Genomic DNA, 21,662 nt, shown 5'->3' on the forward strand with positions numbered 1-21,662 from the left:
CAGAGCATCACACCGGGTACGGAAAGTAGCCGCGCCGCACGGGACAGCTCAGAGCACGTCGCCGTCGCGCCAGTCGAAGACCAGGGCGCCGGACTCGGCCTCGGGGAGCGGGCGGCCCAGCGCGGGGCGCAGATAGGTGGAGTCCTCCTCGTCGGGGAGGTGGACGGTGCCCTTCGGCCCGTACGCCTCGATGCGGCCGTTCCACAGTTGCCAGCCGCGCCCCCGGTAGAGCTCGGCGCCCTCGTCGGAGGCGGAGAGCGCGCCGAAGGCGTACGCCCCGTCGACGACCTCCTCCAGGGCGGCCATCACCCGGCCGCCCAGGCTCTGGCGCCTGCGGTCCGGGCGCACGGCGACCGCCTCGACATAGCCGATGCGGTGGGAGCGGCCCGCGTGGGCGACACGGCGCATGATCACGCTGCCGTGGGCGGCCACGCCCCGCTCGTCGCGGATCCAGGCGTGCACGCCGCCGAGCCCGTGGTCCCAGTCCTCGTCGCCGAAGTCGCCGTCGAAGGCGGTGTCCAGCATGGCGCGTATCGCGTCCAGGGTGCGGGGCGGGAGTTCAACTGGTGTGGGCGGTGCGCAGGGAGTCGCTCATGGCGCCCACTCTGGCAGGCGCGGCCCCGGCGGCGCACCGGATATGGGGGTGCGCCGCCGGTAACCGGCCATCCTCGCCGCGACGACCCTCGGTTCAGGGGGCTACGGGGCTCAGAGCCGCCCGCCGGTGAGGCGGGAGATCGGGCCACGCTGGTTCAGGCCGGCGCGGCGGCCGAGCGCGTAGGAGGAGGCCACCACGGCGGCCGCTCCGGCACCGGCGCCGGCGGCGATCACCTTGCGCGCCTTGACCACCGTCCAGACCAGGCCGGCCTTGCCGGCCGTCTTCTTCGCGGCGGTGCCGACCGCCGACTGCACACTGGTGGCGGCCGTCTTGGCCTTCTCCGCGGTGGCGCCGCCGATACCGGCCAGCTTCTCCTTGCCGCTGCCGACAGCGGAACGGGCCGAGTCGGTCGCGGAATCGGAGGCGTTCTTGGCGGTCCGGGTGGCGCCCTTGGCGGCGCTCGTGGCACGGCCCTTGGTCGCCGTGCCGCTCTGGGTCGTCTTGTTCGTCGTCGTCTCAGCCATGTCCTGCGGATAACCGCCCAGCCGTTCGGCAAACTGACCGCCCGTGCACGGCCACTGCGCGTTTCCCTCCTCGCCCCCACACTTTCCCTCCCGCCGGTTCACACCGAGTCCACGGCGTGTTCGGGGGCAGACGGCGTACGGGAGGTGCCGACGAGATGAGCACATGGAACACGGTGCAGAGCAGGGCCCGGGGCGCTGCGCGCGGCCGGAAGGGAAGCAAGGCCCTGGAGTGGGCGGGCCGTTGGGGCTTCGCCGCCAAGGGCGTGATCTACCTGCTGGTGGGCGTGCTGGCGCTGCGGGTGGCCTTCGGCGAGAACGAGGGCAAACAGGCCGACCGGGGCGGGGCGCTCGCCGAGGTCGCCGAACAGCCGCTGGGCTCGGTGCTGTTGTGGGCGCTGGGCATCGGGCTGGCGGGTATGGCGGTGTGGCAGCTGTCCGAGGCGGTGTGGGGGACGAAGACGGGCCACCGGCTGCTGTCGGCCGGGCGGTGCGTGTTCTACGCCTTCGTCGCCTGGTCGGTGCTGGCCTTCGCAGCCGGCAGCGGGGGCGGCGGCGGTTCCAGCGACAAGCAGTCGCAGGACGTCACCGCGCGGGCGATGGAGCTGCCGGCCGGCCGGTGGCTGGTGGGGGCGGTCGGTCTGGGGATCGCGATCGCCGGTCTGGTGAACGCGATACGCGCCGGGATGCGCACGTACCACAAGCATCTGAAGCTCGGTGAGATGTCCCGGCGGGCCCGTCAGGTGGTCGATGTGACCGGCGTGGCGGGCGGTATCGCGCGCGGCCTGGTCTTCCTGGCGGCGGGCGGCTTCGCGGTCCGCGCGGCCTGGGTCTACGACCCGGACCAGGCCAAGGGCGTGGACGACACCCTGCGCTCGTTCGCCTCCACCCCGGTGGGGCCGTGGCTGCTGGTCGTGGTGGCGGCCGGGCTGGCGCTGTACGGGGTGTTCTGCTTCGCGATGGCCCGCTGGCGCCGGGTCTGACGCCGGGAAGGCGTCACAGGGACGGCGTGAGAGGCCCCGGCGGTCAGGAGACCTCGGCCAGGGCCTCGTCCACTCCCTCGTACAGGGGCAGGACGGTGTCCACGCCGGTCAGCACGAAGAGCCGGCGCACGAACGGCGACGGCGCGGCGATCCGCAGCCGGGGCCCGTAGTCGGAGAAGGCCTGTAGCAGCAGGTTGAGCATGGTGGAGTCGGCGAAGCCCACCGCGGAGAGGTCCAGGACCAGTGGGGAGCCGCTGTCGGCCGCCTGTCGCAGGACGGTACGCAGGGGTTCGACGCTCTGCAGGTCAGCCTCTCCGCCGACCGCGACGATCAGAGCACCGCTCTCGTTGCGCTCGTTGATCCGGAGGGCCCGTTCGGAAGGCTGGGAAGGACGCACGGGCCCCACCTTAGATTCGACTGTTGCCGTTTGACAACATTCTCCCCGTGGCAACAGTCTTGCCCTCGTCGTGTCATCGCGCCTGCGCTCCGGAGGCGGAGACACCCGGGGGGAAAGGGGAAGCGGGCCCGAGATGAAGCTAGGCGCTGTCGGCCACCGTGTGGCCGTCCCCCGTATCGGACCCGCCGGCGGCGTCCTCTATCGCCCGGGCGGTTCTCTGGAACGCGAGCAGTCCTCTGACCAGCGCGCCGACCTCGGCCGGCTCCATGCCGGCCAGCACCGCCGCGACCTCCCGGGCCCGCGCGGCGCGCAGGTCGGCGAGGAGCGCGCGGCCGCGGGCGCTCAGCCGCAGCTCGACCTCCCGGCGGCTGGTGGCGCTCGGTTCCCGGGTCACCAGCCCCATGGCGCCCAGCCGGTCGCAGAGGCGGCTGACGGAGGAGCTGCGGGAGTGCAGGGCATCGCTCAGGGCACGCAGGTTCGTTCCGTCATGCTGTTCCAGGACGAGCAGGGCCCTTAGCTGCGACGGCGAGACCGGCCCGGAAGGCGCCGACTCCTGGCCACGTCCCAAGACCACCTCCAGGAGCTCGGCGGCCGCGCACACGTCTTCCGCCGACCGGTCGTGGGGGCGTGGCGTACTGGGAAAGCGGGGCACCGATCCACTGTGTCACCCACCGGCGCGTTTTGTCAGCCCGGGAGGACTGGCGAGACTCGCCCCACGCCCCGCCCCGCACAACGGTCCGGCAGCACGGCTCGTACCCGCGGATACCCCGAACCACACGACATACCTAGAGGAAGGCACCATCCGACTGTGACCACCATGGCGGATTTCGAGAGATCCCTGCGCGAGGCGCCCCCGCACGCGCTGGTGGACGTCGTGCGCGACCGGCTGGCTGCCTGGTACGGCGCCACGGATGTGGCCCTGCTGCTGGCCGACTACGGGCTGAGCGTGCTCCAGCCGGTGGGCGCCGCCGACGCCCGGGCGGGTGCCCTCCCGCTGTACACCAGCGCCGCGGGGCGGGCCTTCGGCAGCCAGGAAGCGCGGGCGGAGCCGGCCCGGGACGGTGTGGTGCCCCATCTGCTTCCGGTGACCGTGCGCGGTGAGCGGCTCGGCGTACTGGCCGTGCGGCTGCCGGCGGAGCACTCCACCGAGGCGGTGGCCCGGCAGCTGGCCCATGTGGCGGAGGTGCTGGGGCACGAGGTGCTGGTGGCGGAGCGGGACACCGACCTGTACCAGCTCGCCCGGCGGGCCAGCCGGCTGACGCTCGCGGCCGAGATGCAGTGGCAGATCCTGTCCGGGCGGGCCTTCGCCCAGCCGGAGTACGAGATCGGGGCGCAGCTGGAGCCCGCGTACGCGGTGCACGGGGACAACTTCGACTGGTCGTCGGACTTCGCCGGGCTCACCGTCGCGATCACCGACGGGATGAGCGAGGGGGTGGAGGCCTCGCTGCTGACCACCCTTGCGGTCAACGCCCTGCGCAACGCCCGGCGGGCGGGCGTGGACATCGCCGACCAGGCCGCACTGGCCGACCAGGCGGTGTGGGCGCGGTACCGGGGCTCGCTGTACGTGTCCACGCTGCTGATGTCCTTCGACCTGGAGAGCGGCCGGGCGTACGCGGTGGACGCCGGCTCCCCGCAGCTGTGGCGGCGGCGCGGACGCTCGGTCGAACGGGTCCCGCTGGACGCGCAGTTCCCGCTGGGGATGTTCGAGGAGTCCGACTACCGGGTGCAGGAGATCGACCTGCTTCCGGGCGACCGGCTGCTGGTGGTGAGCGACGGGGTGTACCAGGCGGTGTCGCCGCAGAGCGAGCCGTACGCACCCAAGGCGCTGGTGCGCGGCATCCAGGCGACCAGCCTGCTCCCGGCGGCCTCGGTGCCGGGCGCGCTGCTGCGCGAGCTGGCCTCCTACCGACTCACCGAGACGCTGGACGACGCCATGGTGGTGTGCCTGGACTGGCACGGCCGCCCCGGGGCCGGGGCGGTTGCGGAGTAGCGCTCATTCCGTGCCGCGCGGCCCGGAGGGGCCGAAGGGTTCGGCCGGACCCGGGGGACGGCGCGGCGGCCTCGACCGGTCGTAGGTGCTGAACGGGTCGTACGGGCGCGGGGGCCCCGTCCGCGGCTCGGGCACGGTCCGGCCGGCGGCGGCACCGGAGGCGGGCACCTCGGACGCGGAGGCCTCAGAGGTCTCAGGGGCGGGCGCCAGTGCGAACTCGGCGCGGACCCGCTTGCCGGCCGGGATGGTCTTGACGCTCAGCCGGGTGCACAGGGCGCGCACGATCTCCATGCCGTGGCCGCCCACCCGGCCCGGGTCGCTGCGGTGGAACACCGGGCGGGCGCAGTCGGCGTCGTACACGGTGACGGTCAGCCAGCGCGCGCACCCCTCCAGCTCCAGCACGTACGGGCCGCCGGTGTGGCGGTCGGCGTTGGTCACCAGTTCGCTGACGACCAGGCGCACATCGGTCGCGGTGCGTTCGGGTACGGCGGCGAGCCACTCGGCGGCCAGTTCCGTCAGGAACCGGTCGGAGAGGGCGCGGGCCTCGGCGATGCAGCCGGGCTCCCCGGTGTACTCGGCGCTTCGGCTGAGGGTCCCCGGGGGTGTCAGCGAAGGTGTCAGGCGGTCTTCTGCGGTCATGTCCTCCACCCTCGGACGGCAGTCGCCCCGGTCCGCACCCTGCTACCCCGGGTCCGCCGGGTCATACCGCCCCGCTTCCCCCACCGCCCAGGCGGCCCCCGCAACGTGGAAACCGCCCCCGTCCGGCTGTGGGGGCCGAACGGGGGCGGTGCTCGGGGGCGGGGCGGCCGCGCGGGGCCGCCCCCGGGGGGCGTCAGCCCATGTGGGGGTAGGTGTAGTCGGTCGGGGAGACCAGCGACTCCTTGATGGCGCGGGTCAGCGTCCAGCGCATCAGGTTCTGCGGGGCGCCGGCCTTGTCGTTGGTGCCGGAGGCGCGGCCGCCGCCGAAGGGCTGCTGGCCGACCACGGCGCCGGTCGACTTGTCGTTGATGTAGAAGTTGCCGGCCGCGTAGCGCAGCTTGTCCATGGTGTGCGCGGCGGCGGCGCGGTCCTGGGAGATGACGGCGCCGGTGAGCGCGTACGCGGAGACGGCCTCCATCTGCGTCAGCATCTCGTCGTACTTCTCGGCGGAGCTGTCGTCGTACACGTGGACCGCGAGGATCGGGCCGAAGTACTCGGTGGTGAACACCTCGTTCTCCGGGTCGGTGCACTCGATGACGGTCGGGCGGACGAAGTAGCCGACCGAGTCGTCGTAGGAGCCGCCGGCCACGATGGTGCAGGAGGCGTCCTCCTTGGCGCGGTCGATGGCGGCCTTGTTCTTGGCGAAGGCACGCTCGTCGATGACGGCGCCGATGAAGTTCGACAGGTCGGTGACGTCGCCCATGGCGATCGAGTCGACCTCGGCGGCGAACTGCTCCTTGAAGCCGTTGTTCCAGATCGAGGCCGGGATGTACGCGCGGGAGGTGGCGGAGCACTTCTGGCCCTGGTACTCGAAGGAGCCGCGGGTCAGCGCGGTCTTCAGCACGGCCGGGTCGGCGCTCGGGTGGGCGACGACGAAGTCCTTGCCGCCGGTCTCGCCGACGATCCGCGGGTAGCCGCGGTACTTCTCGATGTTGTTGCCGACCGTCTTCCACAGGTGCTGGAAGGTCTTGGTCGAGCCGGTGAAGTGGATGCCGGCCAGCTCGGGGTGGTTGAGCGCGATCTCGGAGACGTCCAGGCCGTCGCCGGTGACCAGGTTGATGACGCCCTTGGGCAGCCCGGCCTCCTCCAGCAGCTCCATCAGCAGCACGGCGGCGTAGGTCTGGGTCGGGGACGGCTTCCAGACGACCACATTGCCCATCAGGGCCGGGGCGGTGGGCAGGTTGCCGGCGATCGCGGTGAAGTTGAAGGGCGTGATCGCGTAGACGAAGCCCTCCAGCGGGCGGTGGTCGAGGCGGTTCCACACACCCGGGGAGTTGGCCGGCGGCTGCTCGGCGAGCAGGTCGCGGGCGTACTTGACGTTGAACCGCCAGAAGTCGACCAGCTCGCAGGGGGTGTCGATCTCGGCCTGCTGGGCGGTCTTGGACTGGCCCAGCATGGTGGCGGCGGCCAGCGTCTCGCGCCAGGGGCCGGCCAGCAGCTCGGCGGCGCGCAGGATGATCGCGGCGCGGTCGTCGAAGGAGAGCGCGCGCCAGGCCGGGGCGGCGGCCAGGGCGGCGTCCACCGCGTCCTGGGCGTCGGCCTGGGTGGCGGTGGCGAAGGTGCCGAGGACGGCCTTGTGGTTGTGCGGCTGCACGACGTCGACGCGTGCGCCGCCGCCCATCCGCTTCTCGCCGCCGATGGTCATCGGGAGCTCGATCGGCTTCGCGGCCAGCTCGCGGAGCTTCGCCTCCAGGCGGGCGCGCTCGGGGGAGCCGGGGGCGTAGCCGTGGACCGGCTCGTTGACCGGAGTGGGGACCTGGGTCACAGCGTCCATGAGTTCCGATACTCCTTAGTTCTTGGTGATCATCGAGCGGACGAAGAACAGCAGGTTGGCCGGCTTCTCCGCGAGGCGGCGCATGAAGTACCCGTACCAGTCGGTGCCGTACGCGGTGTAGACCCGCATCCGGTGGCCCTCGGCCGCGAGCCGCAGGTGCTCCTCGCTGCGGATGCCGTACAGCATCTGGAACTCGTACTCGTCCAGTTTGCGCCCGGCGCGGCGGGCGAGCTCCTGGGTGACGGCGATGAGCCGCGGGTCGTGGGACCCGATCATCGGGTAGCCCTCGCCCTCCAGCAGGATCCTCAGGATGCGGACGTACGCCTTGTCGATCTCCGCCTTGTCCTGGTACGCGACCGAGGCGGGCTCCTTGTAGGCGCCCTTGACGATCCGGACCCGGCTGCCGTTCGCGGCGAGCCGGCGGGCGTCCTCCTCGGTGCGGAACAGGTACGCCTGGATGACGCAGCCGGTCTGCGGGAAGTCCTTCCGCAGCTCCTCGTGGATGGCGAACATCGAGTCCAGGGTGGTGTGGTCCTCGGCGTCCAGGGTGACCGTGGTGCCGATCTCGGCGGCGGCCTCGACCACCGGGCGGACGTTGGCGAGGGCCAGCTCGTGGCCGTCCTCCAGCGACTGGCCGAACATGGACAGCTTGACGGACATCTCCGCCTGGGTGCCGAGCTCCAGGCCCTTGAGGCGGTCGATCAGCTCCAGGTAGGCGTCCCGGGCGGCGAAGGCCTGCTCACGGGTGGTGATGTCCTCGCCCACCACGTCGAGGGTGACCTCCAGGCCCTTGGCCGCGGCGTCCTCGATCACGGGGACGACCTGGTCCACCGTCTCGCCGGCGATGAAGCGGGCGACGACCTGCTTGGTGCCGGGGGCGGCGGAGACGAAACGGCGCATCCGGTCGCTGCGCGACGCGGCGAGGATCACGGGACCCAGCACGGGCCACCTCCACGGAACACGAGTGGACGAACAGGGGCGGGCGGACCGGGCCGCGGACGGGTGCCTCGCCGGGGAAAGCGAACGAATCGTTTCGCCGGACGAACATCTCGCAACGGCACGGAGAACCACTGTGAAAAGTAGGTTTCCCCCGATCGCGAGGCCATCGACAGACGTCACGCATCCGGACCCGGTGCCTCATACAGATGTCTGAAGAGGTGGGACACTGGGGTGGTGAAGGGCGACTACCAGGACCTGGTCGACGAGATCTCGGCGCTGCTCGGTGCGCCCGCGACACTGGAGGACCGGGACTTCCGGCTGATCGCCTTCGGCGCGCACGACAGCGAGGACGACACCGCGATGGACCCGGTGCGCACCCGCTCCATCCTGACCAGGAAGTCCACCCCCGCGGTCCGCGCCTGGTTCGAGCAGTACGGCATCGCCCGGGCGACCGGCCCGGTCCGCATCCCGGCCGCCCCGGAGGCCGGGGTGTTCCGGGACCGGCTCTGCCTGCCGGTGCGCCATCGCGGTGTGGTGCTCGGCTACGTGTGGCTGCTGGACGCCGACCCGGGGCCGCCCGCGGACCGGCTGGCCTCGGCGATGGAGGTGGCGGCCCGGATCGGCGGGCTGATCGCCGACGAGGAGCGGGCCGGGGCCGACCTCTCCCGGGAGCTGCGGGCGGTGCTCACCGCCGGGAAGGGCTGGCAGTACGACGGGGCGGTGGACGCGCTGCGCGGCGCGCTCGGCCCGGACGCCGAGGGGCCGCACGCCCTGGTGTGCCTGGCCCCCTGGCCCGCCGCCGACGCCCCCTCGGCCCGGCTCGCCCCGGGCACCGCCGCGCTCTGCACCCTGCCCCGGCCCTGGCTGCCGGACGGCGGGGCCACCGTGCTGGCCGCGCTGGTCCGGCTCCGCACCGCGGACTCCGCCGCCCCCGCCCTGACCGCCGTCGAACGCCTCCGGGCGGCCGCCGCCCCCCGGCCCGCCGCCTCGACCGGTACGGCCCCGGCCTCGGGCGGCACGTCCACCCCCGCCCCCGGGCCCGGGTCTCCCGCCTCCGGCCGTACGGCTCCGGGGCCCGGGGCCCGGTCCGGCACCGGCCCCTCCCCCGCCCCCGGCACCGGCGTGGCCGCCGGGGTCTCGGTGCCGCGCCGGGGGGCGGCCGAGCTGGCCGAGGCCTGGCGCGAGGCCGCGGCCGCCGCACGGGCGGTGCTCGCCGAACCCCGGCTCGGCCCGACCGCCGATTGGGCGGCCCTCGGCCCGTACCGCCTGCTGACCGCCCTTCCCCCGCGCTCCGCCGACGACCCGGCCGTACGCGAGCTGCTGGCCCCCTCGCACACCGAACTGGCCCGCACCGCCGAGGTGTTCCTCGACCACGCCGGCCAGGCCAGCCGTACCGCCGCCGCCCTCGGCATCCACCGCCAGACGCTCTACTACCGGCTGTCCCGCGTCGAGCAGCTCACCGGCCTGGACCTGGACGACGGCGAGCACCGGCTGCTGCTGCACATGTCCCTGAAGGCCGCCCGGCTCTGAGGGCCCGCTCCCCCGCGCTCGGTCCGCCCCGCCCGGTCAGCGCCCCTCCCCCGCCACCCGGCGCACCAGCAGCTCCGTCACCAGGGCGAGCGGGGGCCAGTCCAGCCGGCCGCGCCGGGCCAGGGCGTAGGCGCGCAGGGTGGCTCCCGGGCCGGTGAGCGGGACCAGCCGCACCCCCGGGGAGAGTGGGGCGCCGGTCGGCAGCAGCCCGACCCCCAGCCCGGCGGTGATCATGCCCTGCACCAGGTCGAGGCTGTCCGCCCGGTGGGTGACCCTCGGGGTGAAGCCCGCCAGCGAGGCGAGGGTGCGCACCACCGTCTCGTCCGCCGTGTTGCGGGAGTTCACGATCCAGTCGTACGTCCGGTAGCGGGCGAACACCTCGGCGGAGGTGCCCGGTCGGCCCGGCTCCTCGGCCGCCGCGGGCACCCCCAGTCCCCAGGGGGCCGTCCACAGCGGGGTGGCGTGCAGGGCGGGGCCGAAGACGGCCGGGGCGAGGTCGTAGTCGTAGACCAGGGCGAGATCGGTCTCGTCCTCGGCGAGCAACTGGAGCGCCTCGACCGGTTCGTGCTCGCTGACCAAAATCCGGACCCCGGGGTGGGCGTCGGCCAACTCGGTGACCACGGGCAGCAAATGGGCCCGGATGGCGGTGGCGAAGCCGGCCACCCGCAGAGTGCCGCCGGGCTCCGCCCCGGGGGCGAGGTCCAGCCGCGCCGCCTCCACCGCCGCCAGGATGGACTCGGCGTGCTCGGCCAGCCGCCGCCCGGCCGGGGTGAGCCGCACCAGGCGCCCGTGCGGTTCGATCAGCGCGGCCCCGGTCTCCCGCGCCAGTACGGCGAGCTGCTGCGAGACGGTCGAGGTGCTGGTGCCCACGGCCTCGGCGACCGCGCGCATCGACCCCAGCCGGGACAGCTCCAGCAGCAGATGCAACCGTCGTGTCTCCATACGGCCATGATCCCACCGTCCGTCCGGCTTTCCCGAACGGTACGTTCGCGAACGGCACGTGGACACGGACGGTGGCCGCCGCATTGACTGGGGCCCATGAGCACCGGCACCACCACCAGGAACTCCCCCGACCCGGCCCCTACCGGCCCCGCCACGCCCGGCGGGCCGCCGGCCGGTCTGGCGATGGCGGTGGTGGCGATGTCCGCCGTCCAGCTCAGCTCCGCGCTGGCGGTGCCGCTCTTCGACCGGCTCGGCGCGCTGGGCACGGCCGGGCTGCGGCTGGCCTGGGCCGGGCTGCTGCTCTTCGTCGCGGTCCGCCCATGGCGGGGCGGGCCCGCCCGGCGGGACCTCGGCTGGTGCGCGGCGCTGGGGCTGGCCACCGCCGGGATGATGGTCTTCTTCATGCTGGCCATCGCCCATCTGCCGCTGGGCACGGCGAGCGCGCTGGAGTTCCTGGGCCCGCTGGCGGTGTCCCTGTTCGGGCCCGGCCGGGGCCGTGGGGTGTGGACGGTCCTGGCGGCGGTCGGTGTGCTGCTGCTCACCGAGCCCTGGCACGCCGGTGGGGCGGACCTGGTCGGCGTGGCGTACGCGCTGGCGGCGGCCTGCTGCTGGGCCGCGTACATCCTGCTCACCCAGCGGGTGGGCGACCGGGTCACCGGGCTGGGCGGGCTGGCCGTCTCCATGCCGGTGGCCGGGATCGTGGGCCTGCTGGTGGGCGCCCCGTCGCTGTGGGGCCGGCTGGACTGGACGGCGCTGCTGGTGGTGCTGGGGCTGGCGCTGCTCAGCCCGCTGCTGGCGTTCACCCTGGAGTTCCTGGCGCTGCGCCGGCTGACGGTCTCCGCGTTCGGCACCCTGATGTGTCTGGAGCCCGCCGTGGCGGTGCCGGCGGGGATGGCGGTGCTGGGCCAGGTGCCCGGGCTCGCCCCCGCGGCGGGTGTCGCCCTGGTGGTCGCCGCCGGGGTGGGCGCCACCCGGGCCGGCGCCCGCCCGGGTCCTGACGTCCCCTCGCCCGCCTGATCCCGTACCGGCCCGCGGACCGCCCGGCGGATCAGCTGACGGACCGCCCGGCCGCCATCTGAGACGGCCGAGGGCCCCGGAGCAGCAGGCTCCGGGGCCCTCAGGCGTGCGTACGACGTGTCAGACCAGGTTGATCGAGCGCGCCGAGGTCGCGCCGACCTCCTCGGCCAGCTCGGTGAGCACCGCCGGCGGGACGGTGTCGTCCACGGTGAGCACGGCCAGCGCCTGGCCGCCCTCGACCAGCCGGGAGACCTGCATACCGGCGATGTTCAGCCCGGCCTCGCCGAGGATGCGGCCGACCGTGCCGACGACGCCCGGGCGGTCCTCGTAGCGGAGCACCACCATGTGGTCGGCGAGCGCCAGGTCCACGTCGTAGTCGCCGACCGCGACGACCTTCTGGAGGTGCTTGGGGCCGGCCAGGGTGCCGGAGACCGACACCTCCTCGCCGCCGGAGAGGGTGCCGCGGACGGTGACCACGTTGCGGTGGTCGGGCGACTCGGAGCTGGTGGTCAGCCGTACCTCGACGCCGCGCTCCTGGGCGAACAGCGGGGCGTTGACGTAGGACACCGTCTCGTCCACCACGTCCTCGAACACGCCCTTGAGCGCGGAGAGTTCGAGCACCTTGACATCGTGCTGGGTGATCTCGCCGTACACCTCGACGTCCAGCCGGACGGCGACCTCGCCGGCCAGCGCGGTGAAGATCCGGCCGAGCCGCTCGGCCAGCGGCAGGCCCGGCTTGACGTCCTCGGCGATGACCCCGCCCTGGACGTTGACCGCGTCCGGGACCAGCTCGCCGGCGAGCGCCAGGCGCACCGAGCGGGCGACCGCGATACCGGCCTTCTCCTGGGCCTCGTCGGTGGAGGCGCCCAGGTGCGGGGTGCAGACGACCTGGTCCAGCTCGAAGAGCGGGGAGTCGGTGCACGGCTCCTTGGCGTACACGTCGAGGCCGGCGCCGGCGACCCGGCCCTCCTTCAGCGCCGAGTACAGCGCCGCCTCGTCGACGATCCCGCCGCGCGCGGCGTTGACGATCCGCACCGAGGGCTTGACCTTGTGCAGCGCCTCGTCGCCGATGAGCCCGAGGGTCTCGGGGGTCTTCGGCAGGTGGACGGTGATGAAGTCGGCGACCTCCAGCAGCTCGTCCAGGGTGAGGAGCTTGACGCCCATCTGCGCGGCGCGGGCCGGCTGGACGTAGGGGTCGTAGGCGACGATCTTCATCCCGAAGGCGGACATCCGCTGGGCGACCAGCACGCCGATGCGGCCGAGGCCGACCACGCCGAGGGTCTTCTCGCTGAGCTCGACGCCGGTGTACTTGCTCCGCTTCCACTCGCCGTTCTTCAGCGCGGTGTTGGCCTGCGGGATGTTGCGGGCGGAGGCGACCAGCAGGCCGCAGGCGAGCTCGGCGGCGGTGACGATGTTGGAGGTCGGGGCGTTGACGACCATCACGCCGGCCTTGGTGGCGGCGGGCACGTCCACGTTGTCCAGGCCGACTCCGGCGCGGGCGACGACCCTGAGCCGCTTGGCGGCGGCGATGGCCTCGGCGTCCACCTTGGTGGCGGAGCGCACCAGGATCGCGTCCACGTCCGCGATGGCGGGGAGCAGCTCGGCGCGGTCGGCGCCGTTGCAGTGGCGGATCTCGAAGTCCGGACCGAGCGCGTCCACCGTGGCGGGCGACAGCTCTTCGGCGATCAGTACCGTGGCTTTTCGACTGGGGTACGAGCTCACGTGGGTCCTCACAAGTCCAGTGCGGACGGCCGTCCCGACGGCCGCAGGCGGTGGAGGGGCTTGCCGCGTGGAAGACGCACGACGCTGTGGGCCTGACGCGTATGGCTTTGAAGTGTAGTGGCGGGGGCGCCCGCCGTTTCCTCCGCGGCGGAAGGATCACCCGTCCGTGGTTGGACATCCGGTCCAACCGGCGGCGCGGGGCCCGTCCGCGGGCGAAACACCGCGGCGGACCGGCAAGGGTCCCGGTCCGCCGCGGTGAGGGGGCTTACGCCTCCTCGTCGTTCACCCAGCTCATGAGCTTGCGCAGCTCCTTGCCGGTGGTCTCCAGCTTGTGCTGGGAGTCCTGCGTCTTGTACTCGTTGTACTTCTTCAGACCGCCGTGGTACTCGTCCATCCAGTTCTTAGCGAAGGTGCCGTCCTGGATCTCGGCGAGGACCTTCTTCATCTCGGCCTTGGTCTGGTCGGTGATGATCCGGGGGCCGGTGACGTAGTCGCCCCACTCGGCGGTCTCGGAGACCGACCAGCGCATCTTCTCCAGGCCGCCCTCGTACATCAGGTCCACGATCAGCTTCAGCTCGTGGAGGCACTCGAAGTACGCGATCTCCGGCTGGTAGCCGGCCTCGACCAGGGTCTCGAAGCCCGCCTTGACCAGCGCGGAGGCGCCGCCGCAGAGGACCGCCTGCTCGCCGAAGAGGTCGGTCTCGGTCTCCTCGGTGAAGGTGGTCTTGATGACGCCGGCGCGGGTGCCGCCGATGGCCTTGGCGTACGAGAGGGCCAGCGCGAAGGCGTTGCCGGAGGCGTCCTGCTCGACGGCGGCGATGCACGGCACGCCGCGCCCCTCCTCGTACTGGCGGCGGACCAGGTGGCCCGGGCCCTTGGGGGCGACCATGGCGACGTCCACGTCGGCCGGCGGCTTGATGAAGCCGAAGCGGATGTTGAGGCCGTGGCCGAAGAAGAGGGCGTCGCCCGCCTTCAGATGGGGGGCGATGGTCTCCTCGTAGACCTTGGCCTGGATCGGGTCCGGGACCAGGATCATGATGACGTCGGCCTCGGCGGCGGCCTCGGACGGCGTCACCACGCGCAGGCCCTGCTCCTCGGCCTTCGCCTTGGACTTCGAACCCTCGTGCAGACCGACGCGGACGTCCACACCCGAGTCGCGCAGCGACAGGGCGTGGGCGTGGCCCTGGCTGCCGTAGCCGATCACCGCGACCTTGCGGCCCTGGATGATCGACAGGTCGGCGTCGGCGTCGTAGAAGAGCTCGGCCACGTTCTTTTCTCCTTGGTTCTCTGGTGGTGCGTCCCACCGTACGGGGGGAGGGTGCGGGGAGGTCGGGGGGTCTCGCCACCCGGGACGGGCCGCCGTGCGGCGGGCCGGGTGGGGAGCCGTTACGCGGAACGGTCGAGCGCGCGCAGGCTGCGGTCGGTGATCGAGCGGGCGCCGCGCCCTATGGCGATGGTGCCGGACTGGACGAGTTCCTTGATGCCGAACTGCTCCAGCATCTTCAGCATGGCACTGAGCTTGTCACTCGAACCGGTGGCCTCGATGGTGACGGCCTCCGGGGAGACGTCGACGGTCTTGGCGCGGAACAGCTGGACGATCTCCACGATCTGGCTGCGGGTCTCGTTGTCGGCGCGGACCTTCACCAGGACCAGTTCCCGGGCGATGGCGGCGCTGGACTCCAGCTCCACGATCTTCAGGACGTTGACCAGCTTGTTGAGCTGCTTGGTGACCTGCTCCAGCGGAAGGTCCTCCACGTTGACCACGATGGTGATCCGGGAGATCTCCGGGTGCTCGGTGACGCCGACCGCGAGCGAGTCGATGTTGAAGCCGCGCCGGGAGAACAGGGCGGCGATCCGGGCCAGGATGCCGGGGGTGTTCTCCACCAGGACGGAGAGCGTGTGCTTGGACATGGCTGCTTCTCTGCTTCCTCGAAGTTCTGGAAGGTCTCGGAGGGTCCGGGGGTCTCGGGTCCTCAGTCGTCTTCGCCGTCGCCGAAGTCGGGGCGGACCCCGCGGGCGGCCATGACCTCGTCGTTGGAGGTGCCGGCGGCGACCATCGGCCAGACCATGGCGTCCTCGTGGACGATGAAGTCCACGACCACCGGGCGGTCGTTGATGGCGTTGGCCTCGGCGATGACCTTGTCCAGGTCCTCGGGGCGCTCGCAGCGCAGCGCCACGCAGCCCATGGCCTCGGACAGCTTGACGAAGTCCGGGACGCGGGTGCCCTTGTTGGGCGGGGTCTCCTGGCCCGGGCCGGCGTGCAGCACGGTGTTGGAATAGCGCTGGTTGTAGAAGAGGGTCTGCCACTGGCGGACCATGCCGAGGGCGCCGTTGTTGATGATGGCGACCTTGATCGGGATGCCGTTGAGGGCGCAGGTGACCAGTTCCTGGTTGGTCATCTGGAAGCAGCCGTCGCCGTCGATGGCCCAGACGGTGCGGTCGGGCATGCCGGCCTTGGCGCCCATGGCGGCCGGGACCGCGTACCCCATGGTCCCGGCGCCGCCGGAGTTGAGCCAGGTGGCGGGGCGCTCGTAGCCGATGAAGTGGGCGGCCCACATCTGGTGCTGGCCGACGCCGGCCGCGTAGATGGTGTCCTCGGGGGCGAGCTGCCCGATGCGCTGGATGACCTGCTGCGGGGAGAGGCTGCCGTCCTCGGGCTGGTCGTAGCCGAGCGGGTAGGTGTCCCGCCAGCGGCTGAGGTCGCGCCACCAGGCGCTGTAGTCTCCCGCGTTGCCGTCGGTGTGCTCGGCCTGGACGGCTTGGACCAGGTCGGCGATGACCTCGCGGGCGTCACCGACGATCGGCACGTCGGCGGCGCGGTTCTTGCCGATCTCGGCCGGGTCGATGTCGGCGTGGACGATCTTGGCGAAGGGGGCGAAGCTGTCCAGCTTGCCGGTGACCCGGTCGTCGAAGCGGGCGCCGAGGGCGACGATCAGGTCGGCCTTCTGCAGGGCGGTGACCGCGGTGACCGCGCCGTGCATCCCGGGCATGCCGACGTGCAGCGGGTGGCTGTCGGGGAAGGCGCCGAGCGCCATCAGGGTGGTGGTGACCGGGGCGCCGGTCAGCTCGGCGAGGACCTTCAGCTCGGCGGTGGCGCCGGCCTTCAGGACGCCGCCGCCGACGTAGAGGACGGGCCGCTTGGCCTGGGTGATCAGCTTGGCGGCCTCGCGGATCTGCTTGGCGTGCGGCTTGGTCACCGGGCGGTAGCCGGGCAGGTCCAGCTGCGGGGGCCAGCTGAAGACGGTCTGCGCCTGGAGGGCGTCCTTGGCGATGTCGACCAGGACCGGGCCGGGGCGGCCGGTGGAGGCGATGTGGAACGCCTCGGCGATGGTGCGCGGGATGTCCTCGGCCTTGGTGACCAGGAAGTTGTGCTTGGTGATCGGCATGGTGATGCCGCAGATGTCCGCCTCCTGGAAGGCGTCGGTGCCGATGGCCTTGGAGGCGACCTGGCCGGTGATCGCGACCATGGGGACGGAGTCCATGTGGGCGTCGGCGATCGGGGTGACCAGGTTGGTGGCGCCCGGTCCCGAGGTGGCCATACAGACCCCGACGCGTCCGGTGGCCTGGGCGTAGCCGGTGGCGGCGTGCCCGGCGCCCTGCTCGTGGCGGACCAGCACGTGCCGCACCCGGGCCGAGTCCATCATCGGGTCGTAGGCGGGGAGGATCGCACCGCCGGGAATGCCGAAGACCGTGTCGGCGCCCACCTCCTCCAAAGAGCGGATGAGGGACTGCGCACCCGTGACGTGTTCGACGGTGGCGGACTGGGCTCCGCCGCTACGGGCCCGCGGCTGCGGATGGTGGGACCCGGAGGCCTGCTCGGTCATCGGCATTCTCTTCTCGAAGCTGAGGGTTTTCGCGCTGAGGGTGAGAGCGTGAGCTGAGGTTTTGCGAGGTTCGGGCGGTTCCGGCACGTGCCGGTGCAACAAAAAACCCCTCGTGCCGTGAGGCAAGCGAGGGGAGCGCGCCGGGGGGAGTCAGCAGGGCCGTGTCGAGGCCCTGCTCAGCCGACGCGCTTTCCAAGTACGAGAATTCGGGTGCGCATGGCACTGACCCTCCCCCCGGCGCACCGTCAGTGTCAAGTGGGTGGGATACGCGTCTCACGATGTGGTCGGAGGGTGAGGTAGGAGCGCATGGCGGGCAGCGTTCCGCCGCTGAGGACGGGCAGTCCGGCGCCGAGCGGCAGCGGGTACTCGCCCCGGGTGAGCGCCCGGCGCAGCCGGTGCTCGTCCAGCGGGCCGGAGAAGACCGTGCCCTGGCCATGGGTGCATCCCATCGCGCGCAGTACGTGGATCTGCTCGGGCTCGTCCACCCCGTCGGCGACGGACTGCATGCCGAGGTCGCAGGCGATGCGCAGCAGACCGCTGGTGATCTTGTGCAGCCGGGCGGACTCGACCACGTTGTCGACCAGTCCCCGGTCCAGTTTCAGTATGTCCACCGGGAGCCTGCGCAGCGCGTTGATGGCCGCGTAGCCGCTGCCGAAGCCGTCCAGCGCGATCCGCACGCCGAGCCGGCGCAGGGTGGTGAGCCGCCGCTCCAGCTCCTCGAAGGAGAGTCTGGGGTCGCTGTCGGACAGCTCGATGACCAGCGAGCCGGACGGCAGCCCGTAGCGGGTGAGCAGCTTCTCGACGGTGCCGGCCGGCAGGGCCGCGGCGAGCAGCCCGCGGGCCGGCAGCCGGACCGATACGGGGGTGAGGTGGCCGAGCGCGGCCCGCTCGGCGGCCTGGGCGACCGCCCGCTCCAGCAGGGCGGCGCCGGGCCGTTCGGCGGCGGCCGGATCGTCGCCGCCGGCCGGCCGGGGGGACAGGGTGGGGCGCCCGGCCGCGCGGTCGGCCGTACCGGGGGCGGGGCGTCCGGGCCCGGGTGGAGCGGTGCGCTCGGCGGCCTCGGTGGCCAGTTCGGTGAGCTCGGCCAGGTCGGTGACCCGGAGGAACTCGGTCGGGGTGAGCAGGATGCCCTGGGGCGAGCGGTGCCGGGGCTGGGCGGCCACGGCGGTGATCCGCCCGGTGGCGAGGTCCACCACCGGCTGGTGCAGCAGGGCGAAGGACAGGTCCTGGGTGACCTGGTAAGGCCGGGGGCCGCCGTCGCCGCGGCGGGCGGCCGAGCGCGGGGGGCCGCCCCGGGTGGAGCCGGGGCCGCCGTCGGAGGCCCGGCCCGGCCCGGTGCGCGCCGGCCGGGTGGCCGCGGGTGGCGGGGCGCCCGGGTGCGGGGCCGTGGAGACGGGCGGCCCGGCGGTGGCGGTGAGGGGCGCGGCCGTGGAGATCGGCGGCCCGGCGGTGGCGGTGATCGCCATGGGCGCGGTGGTGGCGCCGATGGCCGTGGGCACGGCGGTGGTGGTGAGGGGCGGGGGCGCGGTGGTGGTGGTGAGGAGCGGGGGCGCATCGGGGTGTACGGGTACGGCGGTACGCGCCGGTGCGCCCCCCGGGTGCACCGGGGCGCCCGCGTGCGGGGCGGGCGCGTGGGCGGCGGCCGCGGCGTGCCGGGAAGCCCCGGCCGGGACAGCGGCCCGGCGCACACCCCCGGCGACGGCCTGTGGAACACCCTCGCCGAGGTGCGGCCCGTAGAGCTCGACGCGGTTCTTGCCGCCCGCCTTGGCCCGGTACATCGCCAGGTCGGCGTTGCGCAGCAGGTCGGAGGAGGAGAGCCCGGGCTCGGCGAAGGCGACGCCGATGGAGGCGGCGACCCGCACCTCCCGGCCACCGTCCACCTCGTAGGGGCGGGAGAGGGTGTGCCGCAGCCGTTCGGCGATCTCGGCGACCAGCAGCTCCCGGTCGGCCTCGTCGTGGCCGGCGCCGCCGAGGATCAGCGCGGCGAACTCGTCGCCGCCGAGCCGGGCCGCGGTGTCCCCGGCGCGGACGGACTCCTGGAGCCGGCGGGCGGCCTGGATCAGCAGTTCGTCGCCGGCCTGGTGGCCGAGCCGGTCGTTGACGCCCTTGAAGCCGTCGAGGTCGATGAAGAGCACCGCGGTGCCCGCGTCCCCGGCCCGGCGCCCGCCCAGGGCTCCGCGCACCCGCCGGGTGAACAGGGCCCGGTTGGGCAGCTCGGTGAGCGCGTCGTGCTCGGCGTTGTGCTGGAGCTGGGCCTGGAGCCGGACCCGCTCGGTGACGTCCCGGCTGTTGAAGATCAGCCCGCCCTGGTGGCGGTTGACGGTGGATTCGACATTGAGCCAGTCGCCGGCGCCGGAGCGGAAGCGGCACTCGATCCGGGTGGTGGGCTCGTCCGTGGGCGGCGCGGCCAGGAAGCGGCGCACCTCGTGGACCACCCCGCCCAGGTCGTCGGGGTGGATCAGGGCGGCCAGCTCGGAGCCGATCAGCTCGTCGGCCTCGCGCCCGTACACCCCGGAGGCGGCCGGGCTGACGTAGCGCAGGGTGCCGTTGGGCGCGGCGATCATGATCACATCGCTGGAGTCCTGCACCAGGGAGCGGAAGTGGTTCTCCTTCTGCGCCAGTTCATGGGTGAGGGCGATGTTGTCCATCAGCATGATGCCCTGGCGGATCACCAGGGCGAGCACCACCGTGCAGGCGGTGAAGACCACCACCCGGTCCACCGAGCGGTCCTCGACCGCGTTGTACAGGATGCCCAGGGTGCAGACGGCGGCGGCGAGGTACGGGGTGAGGGCCGCCAGCGAGCCGGCCACCGGGCGGCTGGCGGACCGCCCCGCGCCTCCCCTCACCTCGGGCGCCGGCCGGCGCACCGGGGGCCGCACCCCGGCCCGGCGGGCGCCCCAGGGCGCGTACGCCAGCAGCAGCGAACCGGCGAACCAGCCGGCGTCCAGCAGCTGCCCGGAGGCGTAGTGCTCGCGCAGCAGCGGTGAGGTGAACAGCGCGTCGCACAGCACGGTCAGGGCGAGCGCGGCGACGGCCGTGTGGACGGCCGAACGGCCCGCCTGGGAGCGCCGGAAGTGCAGCGCCAGCACCATGCTGACCAGCACGATGTCCAGCAGTGGATAAGCCAGCGAGAGCGCCGCGCGGGCCACCGTCTCCCCCCGGAAGTGCGCGGTGTGGGCGAGCGCCAGGCTCCAGGACAGGGTCAGCAGCGAGCCGCCGATGAGCCAGGAGTCCAGCCCCAGGCAGACCCAGCCGGCCCGGGTGACCGGGCGCTTGGCGAGCACCAGCAGCCCGACGATCGCGGGTGGCGCGAAGAGCAGGAAGAACAGGTCCGCCAGGGAGGGCGTGGGCACCGGGCGGTCGAGGACCACCTCGTACCAGCCCCAGACCCCGTTCCCCGCGGCGGCCATCGCGGAGGAGAACGCGAACAGCAGCCAGGCGGGCCGGAACCGGCCGTCCCTGGTCCGCGCGTACACCAGACAGGAGACGGAGGCCACCAGCGCGGCCCCGCTCAGCCCGAAGTCGCCCATGACGAGGGCCATCTCGGGGGAACCCCAGCCGAGGGCGGCGCCGGTGGCGTACCCACCGCACAGCACCGCGAGGACCAGCTGGGTGCCCAGTCCGCCGCCGGCCCGCGGCCCCGCGGTGCCGCCACCGGTGGCGGCGGGCGGGCGCTCCACGAGCACTCCCGGGGCGCTCACCGCGCTGTCCGGGTGCGCGGCGGTGACACGTGCGTCGTGCTCCGCGGCGGGCGCGGTGCGCCCGGGGACGGTGTCCGCCCGTCCCGCCGCGTCGGATCGGTTGCCCATCGGCCGTGCATCACCCGTCGCCCCCCTCGGTTCCTGATCGGCTGTCACGTCGTGCCCCTGCGCCGGTTCTGTTCGACGCCTCCCCCCAGATCGGGACGATACACCAGTCCCGTCACACAGGGACAGGGGTTCTCTACGCTCCGTGACGATCACGAAATTGGCCGGATTGTGCTGGGCGCGAGGGCCCGGGGCCGGGGTGGCGACCGGTGCGTCCGAGGCCCCGGGACGGGGACGTCGGCCGGTGTCCACGGCCCCCCGGACCGGGGCGGCGGCCGGTGCGCGACGGCCTCCCGGACCGGGGGGCGACCGGCGTCCAGGGCCCCCGGCCCCGGGTGGCGGCGACCGGTGCGGAGGGGGCTCGGGGACAGGGTGGCAGCCGGTGTGCGCCGGCCCCCGGTTGCCCGGCGGCGACGGTGTCCGCCGGGCCCTGACCGGGGCGGCGGCGGCCGGTACGGACGGAGCTCGGGGGCGGGGTAGCGGCCGGTGTGCGCCGACCCCCGGATGCCCGGCGACGACCGGTGTCCACCGGGGCCCTGAACAGGGCGGCGGCCTGTGCGAACGGGCCCGGGGGCAGCCCCTGTACGCGGCCCCAGGACCCGGGCGGCCACCGGCGCCCACGGCCCCCGGGCACGGGTGGCGACCGGTGCGTACGGCCCCCAGGCACGGGTGGCGACCGGTGCGTACGGGGTCGCGGCCCGGAGCGGCGATCGGCGCCCCCGGGCCCGGACCGGCGCCGGCGGCCGGGGTCCCCGAGCCGCCGGATCGACGCGGGTAGCCGGTGCCCGCGGGCCTCCCCACCGAGGCCTGCGGCTGGGCACTCGCGGGCCTTCCCGCCGAGGCACCGACCGGTGTTCGCGGCCCCGAACGGGGCGGTGGCCCGGCCGCCGGGGCACGGCGAGCGGGTGGCGAGAGCGGCGGCC

The 21,662-nt window shown here is 73.5% G+C and carries 15 protein-coding genes and 2 pseudogenes; 4 read left to right on the forward strand and 13 right to left on the reverse strand.

The annotated features are described in order from the left end of the window. Window positions 1-48: 48 nt before the first annotated feature. Both M1O15_RS18885 and M1O15_RS18890 read right to left on the reverse strand, forming a co-directional pair. Window positions 49-595 (reverse strand): annotated as a pseudogene (locus M1O15_RS18885) (GNAT family N-acetyltransferase). 110 nt (window positions 596-705) lie between these two features. After that, complete coding sequence (locus tag M1O15_RS18890; protein ID WP_248635124.1) at window positions 706-1,119, reverse strand: hypothetical protein; 414 nt, start codon at window positions 1,117-1,119, stop codon at window positions 706-708. A 155-nt stretch (window positions 1,120-1,274) separates the two neighbouring features. Here M1O15_RS18890 and M1O15_RS18895 point away from each other — a divergent pair, with 155 nt between their 5' ends. Then, a complete protein-coding gene (locus M1O15_RS18895; RefSeq protein ID WP_248635125.1) occupies window positions 1,275-2,099 on the forward strand; it encodes a DUF1206 domain-containing protein in 825 nt (274 codons plus the stop codon). A 43-nt stretch (window positions 2,100-2,142) separates the two neighbouring features. On the opposite strand, the gene M1O15_RS18900 is transcribed toward M1O15_RS18895, so the two are convergent. After that, on the reverse strand, window positions 2,143-2,496 hold the full coding sequence (locus M1O15_RS18900; protein ID WP_308282365.1) for an STAS domain-containing protein: 354 nt from the start codon (window positions 2,494-2,496) through the stop codon (window positions 2,143-2,145). 139 nt (window positions 2,497-2,635) lie between these two features. Beyond that, window positions 2,636-3,148: a MarR family winged helix-turn-helix transcriptional regulator gene (locus M1O15_RS18905; RefSeq protein WP_248635127.1), complete on the reverse strand. Its 513-nt coding sequence runs from the start codon at window positions 3,146-3,148 to the stop codon at window positions 2,636-2,638. Between the two features lie 156 nt (window positions 3,149-3,304). Between M1O15_RS18905 and M1O15_RS18910 the strand changes: the two genes are divergently transcribed. Further along, the gene (locus tag M1O15_RS18910; protein ID WP_372499509.1) at window positions 3,305-4,486 is read left to right on the forward strand and encodes a PP2C family protein-serine/threonine phosphatase; all 1,182 of its coding nucleotides are present in this window, start codon (window positions 3,305-3,307) and stop codon (window positions 4,484-4,486) included. A gap of 204 nt (window positions 4,487-4,690) precedes the next feature. Here M1O15_RS18910 and M1O15_RS18915 read toward each other — a convergent pair. From M1O15_RS18915 to M1O15_RS18925, 3 genes and pseudogenes are all read right to left on the reverse strand, one after another. Then, a pseudogene (locus M1O15_RS18915) lies at window positions 4,691-5,125 on the reverse strand (ATP-binding protein); the annotation flags it as partial. 193 nt (window positions 5,126-5,318) lie between these two features. Next, entirely contained in the window at window positions 5,319-6,959 is a 1,641-nt protein-coding gene (gene pruA / locus M1O15_RS18920; protein ID WP_248635129.1) for an L-glutamate gamma-semialdehyde dehydrogenase, read from the reverse strand. A 15-nt stretch (window positions 6,960-6,974) separates the two neighbouring features. Then, entirely contained in the window at window positions 6,975-7,901 is a 927-nt protein-coding gene (locus M1O15_RS18925; RefSeq protein ID WP_248635130.1) for a proline dehydrogenase family protein, read from the reverse strand. Window positions 7,902-8,132: 231 nt separating this feature from the next. Between M1O15_RS18925 and M1O15_RS18930 the strand changes: the two genes are divergently transcribed. Next, complete coding sequence (locus M1O15_RS18930) at window positions 8,133-9,428, forward strand: PucR family transcriptional regulator (RefSeq protein WP_248635131.1); 1,296 nt, start codon at window positions 8,133-8,135, stop codon at window positions 9,426-9,428. A gap of 36 nt (window positions 9,429-9,464) precedes the next feature. Here M1O15_RS18930 and M1O15_RS18935 read toward each other — a convergent pair whose 3' ends face one another. Next, the gene (locus M1O15_RS18935; RefSeq protein WP_248635132.1) at window positions 9,465-10,370 is read right to left on the reverse strand and encodes a LysR family transcriptional regulator; all 906 of its coding nucleotides are present in this window, start codon (window positions 10,368-10,370) and stop codon (window positions 9,465-9,467) included. A gap of 96 nt (window positions 10,371-10,466) precedes the next feature. Between M1O15_RS18935 and M1O15_RS18940 the strand changes: the two genes are divergently transcribed. Continuing rightward, window positions 10,467-11,387 carry an EamA family transporter gene (locus M1O15_RS18940; protein ID WP_248635133.1) on the forward strand — a complete coding sequence of 307 codons (921 nt, stop codon included), beginning with the start codon at window positions 10,467-10,469 and terminating at the stop codon, window positions 11,385-11,387. A gap of 120 nt (window positions 11,388-11,507) precedes the next feature. Here the strand turns inward: M1O15_RS18940 and serA are convergent, their stop codons facing one another. The 5 genes from serA to M1O15_RS18965 all read right to left on the reverse strand — a co-directional run bounded on the left by serA (window position 11,508) and on the right by M1O15_RS18965 (window position 20,634). After that, the gene (serA, locus tag M1O15_RS18945; RefSeq protein ID WP_248635134.1) at window positions 11,508-13,109 is read right to left on the reverse strand and encodes a phosphoglycerate dehydrogenase; all 1,602 of its coding nucleotides are present in this window, start codon (window positions 13,107-13,109) and stop codon (window positions 11,508-11,510) included. Between the two features lie 265 nt (window positions 13,110-13,374). Further along, complete coding sequence (ilvC, locus tag M1O15_RS18950; RefSeq protein WP_248635135.1) at window positions 13,375-14,376, reverse strand: ketol-acid reductoisomerase; 1,002 nt, start codon at window positions 14,374-14,376, stop codon at window positions 13,375-13,377. A gap of 119 nt (window positions 14,377-14,495) precedes the next feature. Next, window positions 14,496-15,020 carry an acetolactate synthase small subunit gene (gene ilvN / locus M1O15_RS18955; protein WP_248635136.1) on the reverse strand — a complete coding sequence of 175 codons (525 nt, stop codon included), beginning with the start codon at window positions 15,018-15,020 and terminating at the stop codon, window positions 14,496-14,498. 62 nt (window positions 15,021-15,082) lie between these two features. After that, window positions 15,083-16,933 carry an acetolactate synthase large subunit gene (locus tag M1O15_RS18960; RefSeq protein ID WP_248635137.1) on the reverse strand — a complete coding sequence of 617 codons (1,851 nt, stop codon included), beginning with the start codon at window positions 16,931-16,933 and terminating at the stop codon, window positions 15,083-15,085. Window positions 16,934-17,184: 251 nt separating this feature from the next. Continuing rightward, a complete protein-coding gene (locus M1O15_RS18965) occupies window positions 17,185-20,634 on the reverse strand; it encodes a putative bifunctional diguanylate cyclase/phosphodiesterase (RefSeq protein WP_248635220.1) in 3,450 nt (1,149 codons plus the stop codon). Window positions 20,635-21,662 lie beyond the last annotated feature (1,028 nt).

The organism is Streptomyces lichenis (assembly GCF_023218175.1).
In the GTDB taxonomy this organism is placed as follows: Bacteria; Actinomycetota; Actinomycetes; order Streptomycetales; family Streptomycetaceae; genus Streptomyces; species Streptomyces lichenis.